This window comes from Pseudomonas sp. JY-Q (genome assembly GCF_001655295.1).
Classification (GTDB): domain Bacteria; phylum Pseudomonadota; class Gammaproteobacteria; order Pseudomonadales; family Pseudomonadaceae; genus Aquipseudomonas; species Aquipseudomonas alloputida.
Window position 1 is genome coordinate 4,759,400 of record NZ_CP011525.1, and the last position, 20,907, is coordinate 4,780,306.

A 20,907-nucleotide genomic window follows, 5' to 3' on the forward strand; every position below is an offset into this window, starting at 1 on the left:
GCTCCATTGGATGACTCGAGGTTTCAGGCTCATCCCGCCTTGCCTCGAGTCATTACCAACTGGCAGGCAGCATTCCTATGGCTGATAGCACGGCGTAGACGCCACTCGAGGCGAAGACCAGGATAATACCGGCTTGCATGAGTGGATGAGCATACCAGCCACACTTGAACGCCGGTTCCTTATCGCCACGTTTGCGTGCGGCATTAAGCAAAAGGATTGGAATAATACCCATGAGTACGCCGCCGAAGGTTCCAGCAAAATACAGCGCGTTGACAAAGCCGCTGATACCCGAGTATGCCAGGATGAACGGCGGGATTGCCACCACAGCCAATACCATGAGTCGCTTGCCACGATGGCTTTCGTCACCGAGCCGGAAGTGGTCGAAAATGTTGGTGAACAGGCATCCACCAAGCCCCCAGTAGGAGGTCAACATCGCAAGCAAGGCAAAAGTGTTGGCAACATAGTAGGCCCACTGACCCAGCGACCGCCCCCAACTGAGCGTAGCCACTTCACTGAGGTTTTCAGTGCCTACTAGCGCGATCACTGAAGCAGGAATGGCGGCCACCACAACGAAAGTCAGCAGCATACCGCCGATGATCAGGCGTGGGACACGCTTGGGTGAATCCAGGTTACCGCGCACTAGTTCTGGCACCAGGAATTGCGCGCCGAAAACAAATACAGCTAAGTTGAAAACCGGCACCACGTATTGCCACTGGCTTTGCCATAGATGCATGAAACGAGTGTCGTCATGGACCACGGTTGCGCCTATCAGCAAGCAGACAATCATCACCATACCGACGCTGATCAACTTTTCCGCAACGCCCAAGGCCTTCAGTCCCAGATACAGCACCAACGCCGAAGGTATGAAGAACAGCAAGCTGCCCATTTGCCGGCTCAAACCGAACCGACTGAAGAAGTCGGTAAGAATGTTGCCGCTGCCAGTCATGTATGCAACAAGAGCGCCATAGCTATTGGCGGCAACGGCGATGAAAATCAGCCAGCCGCCGAAAGCTCCGAGATACTTACGTGACAGGCCACTTAGCTGCTTGTTCTCACAGGTGCGAAGGCACGCTTCGGCGACATAAAGCATGGTAATGATGCAGAACAGGCACGTAATCGCCAGACACACCAGCAGGGGCGCATAGCCGACTTTGCGCGCAGCGAAGGCCATGCTGAGTACGCCTGCACCAATGTTGGTGCCGATGATGATGCCAATGGTTTCCATCCGGCCAAGGGCATGAGCTTTCAACCCCGAGGATTCTTCAATGTGTTGTTGTGTACCCACTTCTTGTTACCTCGTCTTGTTATGTGGGAGGAGTGGCAGACAAATGACTCACTCAAGAATCAGGTATGTCTTGCGAAGGTTCTGGTGAATGACCCAAGTGCCTTGGCTGTTGGCAGGAAAGTACAGCGCGTCACCTGCGCTGAAATTGACAGACTCACCAGTGTCTGGCGTAAAACAGCCAGCGCCGCTGACGATGTAGCTGTACTCGGCCTGGACCACTTGACGTCGGAAGCTGCCAGGGCTGCATTCCCAGACACCAACAGAACCACGGGCGTCCGGCAGCTCCAGGTGCGCAGCGATGCGTGCTTGTGCTACGAGCTCCTGCTCCGAACTGCCGAGAGTAATAGCTTCGCCGAAGGTCAGCGGCGCACTGGCAGGGATACGAACAATCGACATGGTTTACTTCCTCAGGCTTTGTCTTCGAGTCCAGCCGGTGCAAAGCGAGCCAGGAAAAGATCGAGAGCGGCTGGAGTGTTACCGGCTAGTTCCGAGCGTTCTTTGCGCATTACGGCGTTGCGCACAAGAGAGCCGCCCCAATAACGAATCGGCTCAGGCGGGAACGTGCGGCAGCTACGCTCCACCAGCGAGCAGGAGCTCCAGAAATCCGTGCGCCCCAGGGTCAAACTGGCGAGAATGCGTCCGCCCACTCGACTCGGGCCGACCCCGTTGCCGCTCCAGCCGATGCCATAATGTATGTTCTCTTGGCTATTGAGCCGACCGAACACCGGCAGGCTGTCGTAGGTTCGGTCAATCGGGCCAGACCACTGCGCGGCGATGCATGCATCGTCGAGCATGGGATAGGTACGGCGTAGGTCCGCTTCGACGAGTGCCAAACTCTGCATATCCTCGCTGAACACATCGCCGATTTTCGAACCGAAGCTCAAGGCGCCTGTGCCTTTACCAAAGACGATGCGGCCGTCGCGCGTGGTGCGGTAATAATCCACCATCAATTGCGAGTCGGTTACGGCTTCGCCTCCGGTCCAGCCGATTTGCTTGAGGCGTTGCGGGATAGCCTCGGTGGTCACGATAGAGCTGTTGACCGGCACGACCACTTTCGCCAGAGCTGGTATTGTTGCTGCCCAAGCATTGACCGCAAGCACGACCGAACGGGCACGAATAGCGGCATGAGCGGTTTTTACCAAGGCTGGTTGACCCGGCTCGATGTCGGTCACCCCCGTCCCTTCATGAATCTCGACGCCATTGGCCAACGCAACCTGCCGCATACCCTCAACCAGTAACGCGGGCTGCACGGTGGCATTACTACGCTCGAATACACCTGCTAGGTGTACCGCCGAACCGCTGCGTCGCGCCACCTCGCGGGGATCCAGACGCTCGAATGGACGTACGCCGAGGCGCTCGCAGGCGGCAAGGGTGCCGTTCCATGTGTCGACGTGTTGTTGGGTCGTTGCGGTCCATAGCCAGCCGCTCTGCTGGAAATGGGCATCAATACCATATCGCTCACAAAATTCGCCCAGTTCCGTGATTGCTTGCTCGGCACTACGCCCCAGGAAGAGGGCTTGCTCGTCATTACAGAAGCCGCGCAGGGTGCCAATCTTCGGCCACCAAGACATGACAAAACCACCGTTGCGACCTGAGGCGCCCCCCCCGCAGACGTGCTGTTCAAGTAGCATCACGCGGGCGTCCGGCTCATGTTCCTTGATCGTTATCGCAGTCCAGAGCCCAACAAACCCGCCACCAATTATGGCAACGTCAACGGCATGCTCGCCCTTAAGAGGCAGCGTTGCGCCGTCGGTCAAGGCAGTCGCTGCCATCCAGTGGCTTGGTTTCAAGGGCGGGGTAATATTTAGCTTCATTCTGAGCCCTGGTCAGTGGAATTTGGGCCAGTTTCGATGAGCTTGAGCAGGGCGACAATTAGACTCAATTAGGAAAACACGTTAGACGCTCATACGATCGTACAAGTGAATCGTTTTGCTTTTGCAGAGTTGATGAAGGAGCGGTTTGACCGTTGACGGCTTTTGCATAGAAGCGCGCACTTCCGTTGTTAGTCAGGTTTTCCCCAGAGCCTGGATCGATGGCTGCCCTCGCATCGACCGCGTGGGAGGGGATTCCAAATCCGGAATATCCGATCAGGAGCAGCCAGCCCTATTGTATGTGTATGCCTGAAATGCACCAGAGCCAGCAACAAGCCAAGCGGATGGGTTTGTGATCTTACCTCAGCGGCCAATAAGGCGTGGTCGACATCCAAACCGCAACCTCTACTGTTGACGCACGAGCTTGCAAAGTAATGGCGGAATCCACGGCCCGCCGCCACGTGCGGTCAATCTCCGAGATAGGATATCGATCAACACATAATTTTAACTGGTATCCGGTGGCAAGACGTTAAGGGATATCGACAATTAGGGGGCAGACTCTATGAGTCTACCAGTCATGGTTGCCAACAGAGTCGCCGAGAGGTTTGAGCTAATACTTATTGGTCGCCTGGACTTGCGACCCGGCAGAGGCGAGTCATCAGTAGAAATATCGAATAATCGCGACCTCCATGTTTCAAGCTGACGCCCACTGCAGCCAGGACGGCCTCCAGCTGAGTTGGGAGCCCCATATCGCGGAAGCCTCAAGCGGCGCTCACTCTTCCAATAACACATTTTACTGAGAGACTTAAGACAAACTTAACAAAAGCAGTCGCAATATCCATAGCTTCAGCATGTGTGACCAGGCGTTACGATATCAAAGCGATATCACACAGAGTTTGATGTCGAGCCATCATCGCAGCGCCATGGAATCGATCATTTGTTGACGATTTCTCATGCCCTACCCCTCCTCGTACCGTTACGCTGAATGTGATGGCAAGATTGGCCATCGTGGGGTGATTGGTGAGATTTAGGAATTCTCTGAACAATTCAGTAGACGCACTGAACTTTGTCGATCCTTGATTCGAGCTACCTATCAGCCAGATGGGCTTTTTCGGCTTTGAATACGCCGGCAAGCGTAAGCAGCCCCCGGGAACGCTTCCTTGCCGAGATGGATCAGGACGTGCTCTAGATCGATTTGCGGTCATCAATGGCTACTTGCAGGAGAGAGGTCTGTCGCCGCGTGAGGGCACGATCGTCGATGCCACCGTTATTCATACCGCAGTTTGACCGAGAACGAAGATGGACAGCGCGATCCCGAAATGCATCAGACCAAGAAAAGTAACCAGCATTTCTTGGGGCTGAAGGCTCATATCGGCACCGATCCCGAGTCGAGACTGACTAATCACGTTTCATGGCGCGGCGGACAATAATGGCCGATGCACGGCACAGCACGTATTTCATGCTAAATAAACGCAGCGTGCTCTACAAGGCCAAGCGCAAGCTCGAGCACTGAAAAGCTCAGACAAGGGCCGCAGTCGAGCATCCGCTCGGGTGATCAAGCGTCATTTCGGCTACGTGAACGCGCGCTGTCGTGGGCTGATGAACGACACAGCGCAGCTGTCCACGCTGTTCGCCCAGTCAAATCTGTGGATGGCTCGAAAACAGCTCACGGGCATGGGTGAGTGAGGCTCCTGGCGCCAAAGGGCGGGCGCAAACTCCTTCCCTGTACTAATCATGGTGCGTTTTTCAGCGAATAACGTGGTTTGCTGGGTGATTCTTCAACTTGCCGATAAAATGTGCCAAGTTGATTGGCGCATCTCTAGGTGCATTAATTGAACAAGATGCATTACACGGAGGCCTGTTGCAGAATATGCTGAGAGTTTTTCTTGACAAAACCGTTTTTTTGGCAAAATGGTCCTAAACACCTGTATACAAGCAAACGCTGATTTACCGTATTAAAGCGATCAAGGTGCGTTCGCTAGATGTAACAGTGGACGTCGCAATTCTTTGGAGAGCCATAAGCGCGGCAGAAACTGGAGTGGTTTTGTTTGAGCGAATGAAAGCCTGACTTACCCGCCAAGTCTGAACGGATAGATACGACTTCCGTGGTTACATAATAGACGGATCGATGACACTCGCTCGCTGGTCGATACGGTAGCTTATTTTACTTGATAAAAGCGACCTTGCCAAGCGCGCCGATTTATTACGCGCTTAAGCGGGCATAAGTAGATATTTTTTATCCAAAAAGCAACCTCCAAGACCAACACCGTAAAACAAAGGAAATCTTTCAATCTATAACAGCCTACAACAGGACAAGTATCAAATTAAAAATGCCATTAGATATCAAAGCATGCGTTTATTATAAGTATTTCGGTACTCCATCGGCGTTAATCCAGGGCGGTTGCAGGAGCTGAGTGCAACACGGTTATTGAATTGAAACCGGAGCATCATGCCGCATTGCCATGGCATTTTGCATGACCTCTCCCATCACCTCGATGGGGCATTTGAAGTCGAAGCGCTTGCGCGGTCGCATGTTCAGTTGCAGCGCAATGGCGTCCAGCTCCTCCTGGCTATGTACCGACAGGTCTGTGCCCTTGGGCAAGTACTGGCGAATCAGGCCGTTGATGTTTTCGTTGCTGCCGCGCTGCCAGGGGCTGTGCGGGTCGCAGAAGTAGATCGCCACGCCGGTTCTTTGGGTGATCTCGGCGTGTCGCGCCATCTCCCGGCCCTGGTCGTAAGTCATGCTCTTGCGCATCTCCAGCGGCATGCTATTGAGCGCGGCGCTGAAGCCTTCCAGCGCCGAAGTCGCCGTTGCGTCGTTCATCTTCACCAACATCAGGTAGCCACTGGTGCGTTCCACCAGCGTACCGACGGACGAGGCGTTGGCCTTACCCTTGATGAGGTCGCCTTCCCAATGCCCCGGCATCAGCCTGTCTTCAATCTCCGGCGGGCGCACATGAATACTGACCATCTCGGGGATCTGGCCGCGCCGATCCACGCCACCAGAGCGCGGCCGGCGCGTCGTCTTGCCTTGGCGCAGACAGATGATCAGCTCCTTACGCAGCTCACCCACTGGCAGGGCATAGATCGCGTTGTAGATCGTCTCGCGACAGACGTAGGCATCTCGCAGGTTGGGTATGTTCATGCTGCGCAGCTTGCCGGCAATCTGCTCGGGAGACAAACGCTCACGCAGCATATGGGTCACCAGTTCGAAGCGCTCGCTACCCGGCAACAGTTTTCGCATCGGTCGACAAACCTGGCGGCGGGCCTGCATTTGCTGCTGAGCCAGACGGGCCGAGTAGCCACCGCAAGCACCTCGGTTACGGCGCAGCTCACGGCTGATGGTCGAAGGGGATCGGTTGATCAAGCAGGCAATCCTGCGCAGGCTGAAGCCTTGGGTACGACCGATTTGAATGGTGGCGCGCTCTTCAACGCTGAGTTCGGTATAAGACATAGGGGCAGCACCGTACCGGAAAGGTCAGGTGTTGCACTCAGTTTTTGCCGCCGCCCAGTCCAGCGACGGAACGCCCGACTGAATGCGCTTAGTTGAGAGTAACCAAGCTCAGAAGCTATATCTGTAAGGTTTTTTTCGCTATTCTTAAGATGATCAATAGCCGTGTTTCTCCGTATATCGTCAACAAGGTGCAGGAAATCGACACCCTCCTCTCTGCAGCGGCGCTGTAGCGTTCTCTCACTCATATGCATAGCGTCCGCCACCTCTGCCAATGTCGGCACCCCGTCAGCCAGCTTGCGCCCGACGATATGTGATACCCTGACAATTACGCTGCGTTCCACCCGGCGCTCCAATAGCCTTTCCTTTAAATATTGCATAGAAAGGCGATACAATCTGGGATCGGCATCAACGATTGGAATGGCCAACACCGAACGGCTAAACATGATCGAATTTATAGATTGTTGGAATTTGGGAGCTACACCAAAAACCTCTTTATATAGTTTCGCCCCAGCAGATCCGGAGTGTTCAAATCGGACCTGTTTCGCTTTTATTTCCATGCCTGTTGCTTCACGAAGCATTATAATAATTGCCGTTATAGAAAACTCAGAATCTTGCCGACGATACCCTATAGAAGAGTCGATCAAACGATAGCTAAGCCCAATAGCGTCACTTGTCTCGACGAACCTTTCTTCTACAGCTTGGGAGAAAACATTGACAAAACCAGCCATAACGTTCAGAAAAGTCGCTACATCTGGAGCATTGCGAACCGCGTGGCCAAATATCCCCCAGTTACGTGACCGAAGCTTCATTGCCATATGTATGCCAATAAAATCATCTTGCTCTTTGGAAATCAGCTCTAATAATTCGACGAATTTTCGATCCGGTATTTCCATATCCGGATCTGCCAATATTGATTTTTCGAGACCGACCCGTTCAAGATAAGGCTCAATGAGCTCTTGAAAAGGACTGAGTACTGTCTCCGCGATCTGGGTTGTGTCTCTTCCACTCATTTGGCAGCTCCGAATTCTTGTTATTTCTAGATGTATCGTGACTGACGTTTATACGATTAAGTCCATTGAGTATTTTTTCTCAGACGAGAATATTGGTGCCAGGCCGACCTACGCGAGGGGCCAAAATCCTCCCCCAAGCTGGCGAGCTCTCTGCTTCAGCAGCTAACGTCGTGAATTCCGCTCTAGCGCTTCCATGGGCGTCATTTCGCAACGCTCGCATCACCTGTGAGATAATGCGCCACAGATCACAGTGTTATCAATACCTTAGTAAATTCAACATCCTAGATGATGCCAGCGGCTAATTGCACCTCGTGACGCATCAAACCAGCCCGAATGCATCGAACCAGTTTTCTGGTGCCTCACTGAATGTTGACAATCAACATCCCTCAGCCTCAAAACTCAATGCACGTCCCGGTCCTGGGACGTTCGGGAGACGAGAGGAGACTGGTGAATGACGTCACTAGACCACACAGCAATATCCCACACGAGTCCGGCCTTCAGACGTCTCACCATTCCCGGAGCCTCAGCTCATTCCGCTGTTATCTGGGACGAATGAGAAACTGGTGAGACTCGCGCCCTACCGCACGCCATACCCCCGGCTACAGCTATGCGCTCAATTGGACTCATCACTAGAGCTCTTACGCTTCCCCGAACCGGACCTGCGTGCTGCGTCCCCGCGTGGTACTGCCTCAATCTGAGAACCTCTCGCGAAAGGTCTTAGAGCCCTCCCACCTTCAAGCTAGATATCCAGCCCCGTACATTGACAGGTGATGCTCGCAACAAAAGCTTCGACGTTCGAATAACCAACAAAAGACATATCAGAACAATTGAACGAGTATAGATAGCTCGATATCCGCGAAGTATAAATAATTAATAGCCAAGAGTATCGGCAAGCTTTCTAAAAATATAATCAAGCCCGAGCAGTACGGGCTATGCTTTACTTTAGAGCAGTCCCCCCCACCGAGAGACACACTTAAATTACACATCCTGCCAGCTAATGACTTACACCCTAACAGCAACAACATTAGCCCGACAATCTATTAGCGCAAGCGTTCTGGTGAAATGCAAGATTAGAATATGCTCATACTTCCTAGTTAAACATCCTCCCCCCCCAAATCTCACCATGTCAACCGAGGGTATTTAAAACCCTAAATTTTCAATGTATAATCCCCTGATTATTTTATAATCCAGCTGGAAAATCCTATGGCAGACTCGAAATCAGCACAAAATTCCGCAGTTGGGCCTAAACTCGGTAGGCGCCGATTCTCTGAACTCGGCGAGGTCGTTAATAAAGAGCTCATCTTAAATGAGGCTGAAAAGGTTTTCGCTATGCACGGGTTCCTAGGAGCGACCCTTAAGCAAATAGCGCAAAACTCAAACGTTACTCAAGCACTAATTACTTATTACTACGGAACGAAACAGAATCTTTTTATGGAAGTATATCGACGGGGATTGTCCGATATAGACAAGAAGCGTCAGAACTACCTTGATGAACTTAAATCCCGTCCTGAAGGCTATAATACCTATGACATCGTGCGAACCTACTTAAGACCACAATTTGAACACAGGGAAGGAGGACAAGCATGGATGCATTTTGCACGCTTGCAGTCCCGGCTAGCTAGCGAACCTGAAGAGGTGGCCGTACCCTTGAGGAAAGAGCTATATGATCATACATTAAAGGCCTTCATTCATGAAATTATGGAATGTGAGGGTGAAGACGACGCAGCTGCCGTGAGTTGGGGAGCAGTATTTATGGTTTCCATGATTCTTTATATGCTGAGAGGCGTTGATCGTATTGGTGAGCTTACTGACGGACACCTTCACGCAGAATCAGAAGATGACATTGTTGAAAGAATGACGATATTTATCACGGGCGGCATCAACTCTCTCAAGCAAGCAACTCAAGACAAGTATAAATAAAATTTCACTTCAATAGATCTCCCAAGTGCCACTCAAGGGGCAGACAACTCCGCCCCCTGAAATTTACTACTCATACTGCACTCGACGCTCATATGCAATTTTTTTGGTATTTCACCCTCTCCATCTGCAAATATAACGAACTCTGCACCAACCACAAAAAATCAATGTCGCGCCGAGTCAAAAAATTTGGCGTTTGATGTCAATCCCCAGCAGACATACTGTGTTTATGATTATAGACCGTCGCAGTGGCGGTTAAATAACTTTTAATGCAAAGGTGATTTGAATTGGATAACACGACATCTTCCGAAAGAGCAACGCTGACGCAAGCGACCCAGAGGTTTGTTGAGGCAAATAATGCCGTTAATCTCGAGGTCGTCATGGCTTTTTTTAGCGATGACGCAGTCTACGAAGATATCTATGGTGGGAGCCATATCGGTAAGGTGGAAATACGTCAGGCCTTGGCACCTTTTTTTGACGGTTCTTTCGGAAAAATTGAGTATGTAGGAGAGGATCTTTTCGTTGATGCTGATTCGAGCAAAATAATGATACGGTGGCGGTGCGATATGCATCTGAATGGAGTATCCACATCGTTGCGAGGGCTAGATCTTCTACATTTCCGTGAAGGTAAAATTATTGCGAAACTTGCTTATAGCAAGGCTAAGGAAGCGCTCTTTCAGTCTTGAGTCTGTCCTTCCCACCAGCATATATCGCTTCATACCTTGGCGTCATTTACGACTCTAGACTATTAACGGATAGAATGGGCTCCGAATACGCTCCTACTTGTGCTAGATGGCGGCACTCACCGGCTAGAAGATGAGTGCCACGCTGGTCCGACTAGGAAATAAGCTGTCAGTCTTAAGATGCTAGCGTCGGAAGACAAATGCTCACTTCTGACAGATGACCAGTTTTATTAGCGAGACTTTTCGACATGCACTGGACTAATCATTTTCTTCCTAAACCGTCCCAACTGCACAGCTGCTTGGACACATAAAAAAACCAGAAACGATGCCAGGCCGATAGTTCATATCAATATCCGCGATTTACAAATTACATCATTTTTCGTGAATTATTCCCTGATAGAAAATCGCCCTAGTCGAGGCAATACCTCTACAACGTTTAATTATTTGAACTGCAAAGAAAGAGACAATGACGACTTAGTTACTCACTGCGATATTAGGACAGCAACCGCACGGAAGCCTTGGCCATGACCGCCAACATTTAGACTGTACCTAGCGGGGCCTGCCCTTTTTAAAAGGCTGCCCTATGTACACATCGAACGGATTCAATCCTCTTGCCAAGCTGTTCTATAGACCCATTGACGTTGCAATCCGCTGGTGCGACTTAATCGCTTTTGAAACCCAGATCCTCGGGTCCTCGTGGGAGTGCCCTGCTCTACTCGCCAAAGCTTTCCCGCAGTGGCCATGCCTACACGCTACTACTGAAAAAATTCTCGACGCGATTCGAAATCATGAGCTACGTTATGGCGCTTTAGGTACGACCGTTCCCTCAGGCACGCCAATTGATTACAAACTGCTGACCATCAGGCATTCGGACCTGAAATGGTGGATGTTCAACCACCATCCGGATCAGCGACCGTTTTTTTTATTTGGCCTCCCTACTGAGCAGGAAAATATACGCTACGAGACATACCTGACCTTGCAAGCAGATAGAGAAGCGCTAGAAGTACAATTAAAAGCAGCCGAAGCAACACTTCAGACGCTAATGATCGAACTTCAGTCCGCAGGTATAGAACGCGAGAACCTACGCGCACTTGCTGAAAATGGAAAGCACCTCAGCGACCAAAGCAAAGCAAGCTTTCTTAACGTGATCGGAGCATTGGTAAACACGATGCTGAGCTCATCCGAGGCAGGAAGACGACATTCGATATTCGACAACCAAGCAGCCATCGTCGATTCTATAACTGCACATTACAGTGGCGTGCCAGGGTTGAGTAAGCGTTCGCTGGACGAGAAATTTGCAGCCGGCAGGCGTAGCCTTTCCCGAACATAATTTGGAGTATTGCACTGCAACCCTCTTGATTGCGTTGCAATGACATTGTTCACTTTCAGATGTTGAATTCAGGTTACTTCCCATCACGCGCCAACCAGCGCCAGGAGTGACCAGAATGTCCAGCCAAGACTCACTCGTCACTGGAACACTGTTGCCGCTGACCGAAAACTGACCCAGTTTCGCCCGTTGTGCTGACTGAAAACTGACCCAGGTGTTCCACTGCACCTGCTCAATTTTTGAGCAGGAGAACACAGGGTGATCAGCATGGAAATGATGGGCAAAATTCGGCGGATGTATTTCCGCGACAAGCTGTCGTTGCATGAGATAGCCAAGCGCACCGGACTGTCGCGCAACACCATCCGAAAATGGGTCAGAGCGCCGGAGTCCAAACAGCCGGTTTATCAGCGTCGAGCCGTGTTCAACAAGCTCAGTCCCTTTCACGAGATGTTGGAGCAAGCGCTGCGGGCTGATGCCTTAAGGGCCAAGCAACATCGTCGCAGTGCCAAGGCGCTGCTGGCCATGATCCGCGCTGAAGGCTATGACGGCGGCTACAGCCAGCTCACTGCCTTCGTTCGTCATTGGCGCGGAGAGCAAGGCAAGGCGGTACGGGCATTTGTGCCGTTGGCATTCGCCTTGGGCGAGGCCTTCCAGTTCGATTGGAGCGAGGAAGGCCTGCTGGTTGGCGGTGTTTTCAGGCGCGTCCAGGTCGCGCACATGAAGCTATGTGCCAGCCGAGCTTTCTGGCTAGTGGCCTATCCCAGCCAAGGGCATGAAATGCTGTTCGATGCCCATACCCGCTCATTCGCCGCCTTAGGTGGCGTGCCGCGTCGCGGCATCTACGACAACATGAAAACTGCGGTCGACAAGGTCTCCAAGGGTAAAGGCCGCACGGTCAATGCTCGCTTCATGGTGATGTGCTCGCACTACCTGTTCGACCCGGACTTCTGCAACGTAGCGTCCGGCTGGGAAAAAGGTATCGTCGAAAAGAATGTCCAAGACAGTCGGCGCCGCATCTGGCTGTCCGCCCGCGACAATACTTTCCATAGCTTCGAAGAGTTGAATGCCTGGCTTGCCCAGCGCTGCCGGGCTCTCTGGCATGAGCTGATTCATCCGCAGTACAACGGCCTTACCGTCGCAGAAGTCTTGGAATTGGAGCGCGTCGAAATGATGCCGATGCCGACGCCTTTCGACGGATATGTAGAACGCACGGTTCGCGTTTCCAGCACCTGTCTGATCAACGTGGCTCGCAACCGCTATTCAGTACCCTGTGAGCGTGTTGGCCAGTGGGTCAGCAGTCGGCTCTATCCCTCGCGAATCGTCGTGATTGCCGATGAGGGTGTGATTGCTAGCCATGAGCGCCTGTTTGATCGCGATCAGGTCAGCTACGACTGGCAACACTACATCCCCCTCATTGAACGCAAACCGGGGGCCCTACGCAATGGTGCCCCGTTTGCCGATCTGCCTAAGCCACTACGCCTGCTCAGGCGCGGGCTGCTGCGGAATCTACAGGGTGACCGGGTTATGACCCAGGTCTTGGCCGCCGTGCCCATCGCTGGCCTGGATGCTGTTCTCGTAGCGGTTGAGCTGGTTTTGGAGTCTGGCAGCCTGAGCGCTGACCACATCCTCAACATCGTGGCCCGTCTGACCGCTCGTGAAGCACCACCCTCGGTCGAAACCAACCTGCAACTGAACGTTACCCCTGTTGCCAATACCGCACGCTATGACCGGTTGCGCAGCACGGATGAGGAGGTGCGCAATGCGTGATCTCACAGAGGAACTCAAAGACTTACGCCTGCACGGCATGGCCGATGCCTGGGCAGAGCTGGCCGCACAAGGCGAATCTTCCACTGCGTCATCGAAATGGCTGATCGAGCATCTCCTTGATCAAGAGCACGCCGACCGAGCAGTACGCTCGGTGCATCATCAGATGAGCATGGCGAAACTGCCCATGCACCGTGACCTGGCTGGCTTCGACTTCGGTGTATCCAGCGCCGATGTCCGATTGATCAGGGAACTGTCCACTCTGGCCTTCACCGACACAGCGCAAAATGTGGTGTTCATCGGTGGCCCTGGCACCGGTAAAACGCACCTCGCTACTGCCTTGGCAGTGGCCGGCATCACCCAACATAACAAGCGTGTGCGTTTTCACTCCACAGTCGATCTGGTCAACCTGCTGGAGCGTGAAAAACATGAGGGCAAGACAGGGCGTATCGCCCGAGGACTACTGCGTGCAGATCTGGTAATCCTTGATGAGCTTGGCTACCTACCTTTCAGTCAGAGCGGCGGAGCCCTGCTGTTCCACCTGCTTTCGAAGCTTTACGAGCACACCAGCGTGATCATCACCACCAACCTCAGCTTCGCCGAGTGGTCGAGCGTATTTGGCGACGCCAAGATGACCACGGCCTTGCTCGACCGATTGACACACCACTGCCACATCGTCGAGACGGGGAATGAATCATACCGCCTGCAAAACAGCACCTTGGTGGCCAAGACCAAGATCCAGGCGAGGGAGCGCAGACGGCAGGATGTCGAGGAATCGGAGGACGACCCGTTTTGACCTCTTTGGGCTGGCCTTGCTGAGTGCAGGGTCAGCACTTTCACGACGCTGTCGACTGCTAGGCTTATCCACAATTGCCGGGGTCTAAATCGGCAAGCAGCCCTGGGTCATTTTTCAATCGGCAGGGTGGGTCAGTTTTCAATCAGCGCCGACACCAGCGTGGCCTTCAGATCCCGGTCATACAGTGCATCCAACAGAACTGGCATGTGTCCCCTCCTGGGCGCCTTCATCGCTAGGTGAAGGCAGGTGCTAAACCTTACGACAGGCCATGGCACAAATCAATATATAGACATCAACCCAACAAAAAACACTACATGATGTGCCTAAAAGACATTTTAGATCTAAACAGCAATTCTAAAACCACAAAAAGATATTAATAAAGTCACCTTCCGGCTTCCCAAACCGACTTCCCCCTCAGAAATGGGGACTTGATCTACGGCTACTGTGTCGGCCATCAAGCCATCTCAAATTCATCAGCCTTTCCTGGGCTCGTTCCTTTCGATTGCCCCATGCATCAGGCACCAAAAGAATTTGCATGAAATTTAGTATACGAATACATTATATTGAATTTCTTGTTAAATGCTCATGATCTGGCGCACCACGCGCCCTGCCATTGAAAGGATTACTGCAAACCCGCGCCGTGCCCGTGAGAGTCAAGTTTCCGTGCGAAGCATCCCTGGTATGCAGGTGACTATTTCGGGTTCAAAGCAACCCACCGTAGCTGAGCGTTTTCAGTAGATGGGCAATGGGTAGCTTGAGCCTATGCATCACATCACTGGCATATCGATGAATGATTTAAAGGCCGCCAGAGTGGCGGCTGCTTGCATTCAGCGTCGCAGGAGTGACGCCTTAATTTAGCTCAACCACTTGGTTGCTCAAACGTTTCGTAAAGAACCCCAATGCCATTTGCTCAGCCACTGATGCCGAATACATCTTAAAGGCCGGCGTATGACTTACATAAGCAAATATTTCTTGCAGCTGTTCGTTACTCACGGACACGTTGCCCTCATAAAGGCTGAAGATCGGCCCCAGCAGTTTGGCGTCAGCGAAGCGGACGCCATTTGCAGCCGCCTCTTCGTCATCAACCACACTGTCTTCAGTGGTGAGAACACTACGAGGCGAATGCAAACCAAGTTTGAAACGCGTTCCGACTGCGATCCTTTCCGTGCCGGCAAGTAGAATGAATGTGCAGGCCGATGCACAGGTATCTGTGTACCTTACGCCCGACTCTGGCTGAAGTCCGGACAGGCTGAACGACATATCGCCTACGCAGGTATTGAGCTTACGTTTCTTGATCTCTGCAGCGATTGCGGCGGCACTATCGTTATCCCCTCCGTTTGAATTCAGGCACACCGTGTTCACATCCGCATGCTCCGCAAGCAGACTGGACAGCTTGTCCCGAAATACCTTGCCGTCGCCCGGCTGGATAGAACCTGCCAAATTAAAGGACGGGATACACTGTGCACCAGCCTGATCACAAGTTTTGCCGAGCTCCAATGTGAGCTCGCTGGTATCCGCGAACAGACGATACACTATCAACGATGGACGAAATACAAAGTTGCTCCATGATGAAGGCAAGGCCATCATTATCGGGGTATACAAAAACATCTTGATCATCATGAACCCTGCAAAATAGGCAAGGCCCAACCCCAAGTACCCCAACACGGTTCTACGCTCGCTTTTAGGGACGACTGCCGCCCCATTTTTACTCGACAACTTCGACATCAGCTAATACCTTAACCTCAAAAAATTGACGCGCACCTGCTGGCCACGCCCTCAAACTAAAGCTCCCTTGCCTTGTCATTTATTCAATCAACGAGCACTCCTTGCCTCACCAATTAAAAATGGTATTTATCCAAACGTCTCTTGAAGGCTTCCGCAGAGCCTTCCATGATATTTAGAACCGCATTGGCAGTATCGGTCTGATCAAGCCCGCCTACGGCCAAGCGCTCGCCCCGCCCCTTTATTACTTCCAGCGCATATACCAGATCAGTATCAGCGTTTACGGGTAGGTTAGCGTTATGCGTGGCGAGAATGAGCTGCCGGCGGTTTTTGACCTGTCGGAGCAGTGGCACCAGTTCATGATAAATAAAATTCGAATCCAACTCGTCTTCCGGCTGGTCGATGACAATGGGGCCATCCCCTTGCGCGAGTAATAGCTTCAGCACTGCAGTATTGCGTTGCCCCTCAGACAGCGCTCGATTTTGAATGCTGCCAACCAGGGTGCCATCAGCCCGGTACAGCTCAAGGTCAACCTGGTCTTCAATGCGGTGCAGTCGTGCTGCCCGCCACTTGTCTTTCTGCTCGCCGAGGTGCTTACGGATATCACCAACAAGATCCATCAACTCCGGCGGTACAGGGATCGCTTCGCTCAAAACGGTCTTGATATGCAGCCAAGGCGAATAGGCCGCCGGCTGACTAGCGGCCTCATGGTTGTGAAAGTCCTCAAACAATACGGTGCCTATTCGCGTCCACACTCTGCCTATGCGAGCGCGACCATCCGGTGCCAACCCTTCCCATACCGTTTGAAACTCGGCTTCATTCGCCATCGCCTGAATGAGAATCTTGATCGAGCCATTGGCTTTCAGAGTGATCTCCGAGGCAGTCCTTCTACGCACTGCCAATTGCTCAGCCCAGAGCGCGTGCAGTTCATCCAGTCGCGTGGAAAGCTTTTCTACCCCGGGTGCCAACGCTTCGATTTGTTTCTGCAGTTGCTCCAGGGTCGCCTGTTTGACCTGTCGCGTTTTGTCGATTTCTTGCAACCGCGCCACGTCCTGCGGCTGCAACCCGCGGTCCTGGCAAGCTTGCATAAAGCCATCCTTGATCGCCGCCAACTCCGCCGATACAGCCTCCCAACCGCCCTGCCGTTGCTCCAGTTCGGCAACATCCTTGCGCAGCGCTGATGCCAGCGCAGCCAGCTGCTCTGAATAACGCTGGCGTAACGCTTTCGCGCTTTCGGTGTAATCGTTGAACCATTCCGAGCGTGGCCAGGCTTCGATCTTGCCATCGTTCAAGCCGCCCGGCTGGGCAAGCTTTTCGGCCACCTCGACAATAGCGTCGACATCCTCAGCACACTGGGCCCTGGACTTTTCGAAGTACTGGCGCGCCGCTTCTGCCCGCTGGAACAGCAGAGCCTCAGCTTGGATCTCTCTGCGGGCCTGCCACTGTCGATTAAGCTCCAGCAGTTGCTGGGCAACCTCCTTCTCCGATTTGCGCAGCTCAGTTAATTGGTCAGACGCGGCGAACACCTGAACAATTTCGGCCCGAAGGTTTGTTTCGCGTGCCTTGAGTGCTTGGAGCTCAGCATTACAGGCCTCGTCTAGCATGCTCAGCAGACTGCTTTCCCCCCCAACACTGGTAAGGTCGCTCAGTTGCTGCTGGCTGTAGAACTGGATGGGAATCTGCTTGAGGTAAGCCGCAATATCCACGACCTCGCCCTGCACAATTTGATGAGTGCCGTCAGGTCGTAGCGAGATAACGTCAACTTGACCGCTTACGCCTTCCCACCCGATCTGGATCTCGGCCTCACCGGTAAACGTTCCTCGAAGGCGTTCGAATTTCGCCTTGATAGGCGCGGAAAATTGGCCGACCGTATCCCTGGCGAAGGCGAAACGTAGCAATTCCATCAGTGTTGATTTACCAGTACCTCGGCCACCAATGATGGTATTCAGGTTTGGCGAGAAGTGGACATCCTGATCAGCAAGGAAGCTCAATCCGCGGCATTTCAGGAACACGATGCGCGGATGTGACTGTTCGTCGGAGGGGCGCGCTTTCTGAATTCTGAGCCGCGAAGCGCCATCCAGGAAAGCTTGGCGCAGTGCGGCGATGGAGGGCTTTGAGGCTTTGACCCAGGTCGACCGATAACCCAATGAATTAGCCAGTGGCTTGCCTTCTTCATCCACTTTCAAGGATTTGGCATCCGAGGATTGGACGTAAGCAGGCTGTCGCCCCCGTCTGGACCATTCTCGATTAGTACCCTGCAGAATCGACCGAATTCCAGGCGGTAGCGGATAGGTGGTGACCTCAATAGCCAGCAGTTGAGGAATTTGGTAGTCCGCCATATTGTTGGGCGAGTCCAAAATACCATCACTCTGATCAGCGTGAGCGGCAATGACAATGCCATCATGGTGTTGAACAACGTCGATCAATTCTTTCAAGCTGAGGGTGCGTCCATCACGACGCAGCTGCAGCGGTACCCCGGCCCGAAAGCGTTCGTGCTCAGCCAAGCCCAGCTTGCTGAGGATCATGTTGAGCCGTTGAATGTCTCGCTGTTTCTTCGCTGGTTTAAAGAGACAGAGAACGTGGTAACCAATGTCAACTTCAAAGCCTGGAAAAATCGCCAGCGGCTCGCGCTTCAGCTCCTTGGCGACCGATCGATTTTGTTCAACGAGGTGAGTGAGGAACCAGTCCCGTGGTTCTGATCGCTCCGAAAAGTTATGGTCGGTGATACCGATCATCTGCAGCTCGAGCTCGTGGCAGCGGCGCAGAAAGCGTTTGGCCTTTTCCTGAATCCCGAGTTCGCAGGGTTTTCCTCCCACCAGCGGCCGTCGTTCATGCAAGCGCAGATCGTCGTCCGCCCAGTGGCGGTTGTCCTCGGGCGTTTGAACTTGAAAGTCCGTTTTGAACCAGCGCATGCCTTGATAATCGCCCATAGCAACCTCCAAGTCCGTTTCCCTACTCGCTGGGCCATCCAGCACGATATCACATTGACAGCATACAGTTTCTGTGAAGCTGCCTGAACCGCTGTTGATATTGTTTGCGAGCTTGATACAACCTAAGGCCATTCACTGCGCCCATACGATGAGCTGTTCGAGCCTGCACGCGGATACACACTCGTATGGCACGTTCGGTTGCAGACCGCAGTTCGGGGGGCTCAGCGAAATCTAAGCATCAGATACCGGGAAACCCCGGAAGGTGTCGCGGGTGGCGGACGGCCGGCCTGGCACGCAGGAGGATCCATGTACGCACCTGAAACGTGTGCAAGGAAATGCCCTCGCTTGCAGGATTCAGAGCTTTAAGATAGCGTAGCCGCACGTCGCGACATGGTCGACGGGCTGCCCACCCCCAGAGGCCTCGCTGGCCGCAGCTAACCGAATCGAACCATGACCCTCATTGTAGTCTTTTGACCTGAGCCCTTCCGGGCATCGGGGATGGCGGGTGGGCGTCTCCGATGTCGCTCCTAAGAAGGAGCAACGGAGAAAACTCATGATCCCTGCGACTTTGCACGAAAGCATCAAAGTTCAGGCTAAGCGCCTGCGTGATATCTTTGATATCGATTTGACCACCGCTAAATACATCTTAGCCCGAGGTCCGTACGGCTGTACCGATTGGTCGGATCTGTGCGCGCGGTTAAGTGAAGACTTGCCTCTTCAACATGCTCTGCTGCTGGCGGAATTACCACAATCGCCAATCGCGGCAGCCTATCTGGCGAAGAACCTGCGTAGGCTGGCGTACTCGGTCAGCCAGTTGATCCTCACTAACCGTAACCTGCTGGAACTCTGCGAAGCGTTGCGCCAAGTATTTGCGGTACCAGGTGAGCCAGTGACCCTGACGGATGTGCTGCAGTCAATTACACCAAGTAAATGGCAACCTGCCGAGATGGGCCCAGATCCGCTGGCAATCATTCAGAGCCGCGTCTGTATCAACGGCGTCGAGTTGCAACTGGTAGGAACCCGTATTTTCTGGCCCCGGTTATTTATCTTTGACGACGAGATTACGGTCGAAGCAAGCACGGCTGAGCCTTTTGGCCATGAACTCAAGATTATGTGGGACGTTGAGCCGTGGTATCAGGCGAGCCGGGACTATCTGCTGGCGTATCAATGTGGTGATGAATGTGACGATCTCCCGGACTTCATGGAGCCAATCATCACTGAATGCTCACGCATGCAACAGCATCGGCATTGGTTTGCTCAGTGCCTGAAAGGCTGGATACATGAGCGCCGCTACAACGATGATGGCGCGGAATTCATTCCTTTTCTCTATCAAGGCCACGCCTATCTGGTGTTTGGCATGCCCTGCCCGACTTCGATCAGCCACCCACCTCTGCGCCCGCAATACGTGCAGTTTTCAGACGAAGACAGTAACCGTTATCAAGTCGTCCTGTTCGAGGGTCAACTGATGCAAGTGGAAACGCTCAGCGTGCCCCCGCACCTGGAACGGCACGACTGGGAATATGAGGATTACCACCGGCGGCTATGCAGCGACTTGCTGGGGGGCGCGACGGCTGCTGGCTGGATCAGCCCGCCACCAGCAGGGTGGGGTGACCTGCTGTTTCTGAGTCCGGCCTCCCATGAAACTTTGGAACACGAGCTGCGAATAGAGATCAAGCCCGAGTCCGATGAAACGCTTTGTACCTTGCAGACCGATAACCCTGATCTGGCCGTGGAGGTACTGGAACGTGCGCGTATGGGTCAGTTCACGTGCTACGAAGGCGCCGGTGTTGAAGCCAGTTATGCCATGCGCATCGAACTCCCGACAGCCATCGCCCGCGTCGATATCAGCCTGTCACTGAAAATCATCGAAGAGACTGCCTGGCAAAGCACCCATCTGATTGGGCGGCGTGTGATCCAACGGGATGCGAGTGGACAGACACTGTACCTTGAGATCAAACCGGCTCTAATCAAACTAATACAACGTCAGCCTCTGAAGGTCTTGAAGAAGGCCATTCGTGAAGGACAGGTCCTGCGGGTTCACGGTCTCTGCGAAGAATTGCAGGAGGCACCCACATTGCCGCCTAACACGGCAGCGCTCGAACCTCTGGAAATCGACGAGCCCAACCCACTGAGGGAGCCCTACTTCGACGGCGAAGACCAGTTATTCATCCGATCCATCCGATATCAACGCGCTAATTTCTAACCGCG

The 20,907-nt window shown here is 53.0% G+C and carries 13 protein-coding genes and 1 pseudogene; 7 read left to right on the forward strand and 7 right to left on the reverse strand.

Features of this window, described 5'->3' with window-relative positions; translation table 11 throughout:
* Positions 1-52: 52 nt before the first annotated feature.
* The 3 genes from AA098_RS21460 to AA098_RS21470 all read right to left on the reverse strand — a co-directional run bounded on the left by AA098_RS21460 (position 53) and on the right by AA098_RS21470 (position 3,099).
* A complete protein-coding gene (locus AA098_RS21460; protein WP_371914707.1) occupies positions 53-1,225 on the reverse strand; it encodes an aromatic amino acid transport family protein in 1,173 nt (390 codons plus the stop codon).
* A 108-nt stretch (positions 1,226-1,333) separates the two neighbouring features.
* Positions 1,334-1,681 (reverse strand): cupin domain-containing protein, encoded by a 348-nt coding sequence (locus AA098_RS21465; RefSeq protein ID WP_013973883.1) that lies wholly within the window; start codon positions 1,679-1,681, stop codon positions 1,334-1,336.
* 11 nt (positions 1,682-1,692) lie between these two features.
* Positions 1,693-3,099, reverse strand: a complete 1,407-nt coding sequence (locus AA098_RS21470; protein WP_013973884.1) for an FAD-binding oxidoreductase — start codon at positions 3,097-3,099, stop codon at positions 1,693-1,695.
* Positions 3,100-4,293: 1,194 nt separating this feature from the next.
* On the opposite strand from AA098_RS21470, the pseudogene AA098_RS29945 reads away from it, so the two are divergent.
* Positions 4,294-4,782: pseudogene (locus AA098_RS29945) on the forward strand (IS5/IS1182 family transposase); the annotation flags it as partial.
* A gap of 739 nt (positions 4,783-5,521) precedes the next feature.
* Here AA098_RS29945 and AA098_RS21475 read toward each other — a convergent pair.
* Together AA098_RS21475 and AA098_RS28815 are read right to left on the reverse strand one after the other, a co-directional pair.
* Positions 5,522-6,550 (reverse strand): IS30-like element ISPsp7 family transposase, encoded by a 1,029-nt coding sequence (locus tag AA098_RS21475; protein ID WP_011911495.1) that lies wholly within the window; start codon positions 6,548-6,550, stop codon positions 5,522-5,524.
* Positions 6,460-7,560, reverse strand: coding sequence for an AraC family transcriptional regulator (locus tag AA098_RS28815; RefSeq protein WP_082916920.1), 1,101 nt, complete (start codon positions 7,558-7,560; stop codon positions 6,460-6,462). The genes AA098_RS21475 and AA098_RS28815 overlap by 91 nt, the downstream gene beginning before the upstream one ends.
* Positions 7,561-8,763: 1,203 nt before the next feature.
* Between AA098_RS28815 and AA098_RS21480 the strand changes: the two genes are divergently transcribed.
* From AA098_RS21480 to istB, 5 genes are all read left to right on the forward strand, one after another.
* Entirely contained in the window at positions 8,764-9,480 is a 717-nt protein-coding gene (locus tag AA098_RS21480) for a TetR/AcrR family transcriptional regulator (RefSeq protein WP_024087624.1), read from the forward strand.
* Positions 9,481-9,764: 284 nt separating this feature from the next.
* Complete coding sequence (locus tag AA098_RS21485) at positions 9,765-10,163, forward strand: nuclear transport factor 2 family protein (RefSeq protein WP_024087625.1); 399 nt, start codon at positions 9,765-9,767, stop codon at positions 10,161-10,163.
* Between the two features lie 580 nt (positions 10,164-10,743).
* On the forward strand, positions 10,744-11,490 hold the full coding sequence (locus AA098_RS21490; RefSeq protein ID WP_024087626.1) for a hypothetical protein: 747 nt from the start codon (positions 10,744-10,746) through the stop codon (positions 11,488-11,490).
* Positions 11,491-11,754: 264 nt separating this feature from the next.
* Entirely contained in the window at positions 11,755-13,254 is a 1,500-nt protein-coding gene (gene istA / locus AA098_RS21495; RefSeq protein WP_169725187.1) for an IS21 family transposase, read from the forward strand.
* Positions 13,247-14,047, forward strand: coding sequence for an IS21-like element helper ATPase IstB (istB, locus tag AA098_RS21500; RefSeq protein ID WP_013970780.1), 801 nt, complete (start codon positions 13,247-13,249; stop codon positions 14,045-14,047). The genes istA and istB overlap by 8 nt, the downstream gene beginning before the upstream one ends.
* 849 nt (positions 14,048-14,896) lie before the next feature.
* Here the strand turns inward: istB and AA098_RS21505 are convergent.
* Positions 14,897-15,772, reverse strand: coding sequence for a hypothetical protein (locus tag AA098_RS21505; protein WP_063424723.1), 876 nt, complete (start codon positions 15,770-15,772; stop codon positions 14,897-14,899).
* Positions 15,773-15,885: 113 nt separating this feature from the next.
* Positions 15,886-18,699 carry a TrlF family AAA-like ATPase gene (locus AA098_RS21510; protein WP_063424725.1) on the reverse strand — a complete coding sequence of 938 codons (2,814 nt, stop codon included), beginning with the start codon at positions 18,697-18,699 and terminating at the stop codon, positions 15,886-15,888.
* A 553-nt stretch (positions 18,700-19,252) separates the two neighbouring features.
* On the opposite strand from AA098_RS21510, the gene AA098_RS21515 reads away from it, so the two are divergent.
* On the forward strand, positions 19,253-20,902 hold the full coding sequence (locus tag AA098_RS21515; RefSeq protein ID WP_063424727.1) for a hypothetical protein: 1,650 nt from the start codon (positions 19,253-19,255) through the stop codon (positions 20,900-20,902).
* Positions 20,903-20,907: the final 5 nt, after the last annotated feature.

Excerpts from the sequence above, each read along its gene's own strand:
- AA098_RS28815 (WP_082916920.1), bottom strand. The coding sequence starts at position 7,560 with ATGAGTGGAAGAGACACAACCCAGATCGCGGAGACAGTACTCAGTCCT.
- istB (WP_013970780.1), top strand. The coding sequence starts at position 13,247 with ATGCGTGATCTCACAGAGGAACTCAAAGACTTACGCCTGCACGGCATG.
- AA098_RS21460 (WP_371914707.1), bottom strand. The coding sequence starts at position 1,225 with ATGGAAACCATTGGCATCATCATCGGCACCAACATTGGTGCAGGCGTA.
- AA098_RS21510 (WP_063424725.1), bottom strand. The coding sequence starts at position 18,699 with ATGGGCGATTATCAAGGCATGCGCTGGTTCAAAACGGACTTTCAAGTT.
- AA098_RS21475 (WP_011911495.1), bottom strand. The coding sequence starts at position 6,550 with ATGTCTTATACCGAACTCAGCGTTGAAGAGCGCGCCACCATTCAAATC.
- AA098_RS21480 (WP_024087624.1), top strand. The coding sequence starts at position 8,764 with ATGGCAGACTCGAAATCAGCACAAAATTCCGCAGTTGGGCCTAAACTC.
- AA098_RS21505 (WP_063424723.1), bottom strand. The coding sequence starts at position 15,772 with ATGTCGAAGTTGTCGAGTAAAAATGGGGCGGCAGTCGTCCCTAAAAGC.
- AA098_RS21470 (WP_013973884.1), bottom strand. The coding sequence starts at position 3,099 with ATGAAGCTAAATATTACCCCGCCCTTGAAACCAAGCCACTGGATGGCA.
- AA098_RS21515 (WP_063424727.1), top strand. The coding sequence starts at position 19,253 with ATGATCCCTGCGACTTTGCACGAAAGCATCAAAGTTCAGGCTAAGCGC.
- istA (WP_169725187.1), top strand. The coding sequence starts at position 11,755 with ATGGAAATGATGGGCAAAATTCGGCGGATGTATTTCCGCGACAAGCTG.
- AA098_RS21490 (WP_024087626.1), top strand. The coding sequence starts at position 10,744 with ATGTACACATCGAACGGATTCAATCCTCTTGCCAAGCTGTTCTATAGA.
- AA098_RS21465 (WP_013973883.1), bottom strand. The coding sequence starts at position 1,681 with ATGTCGATTGTTCGTATCCCTGCCAGTGCGCCGCTGACCTTCGGCGAA.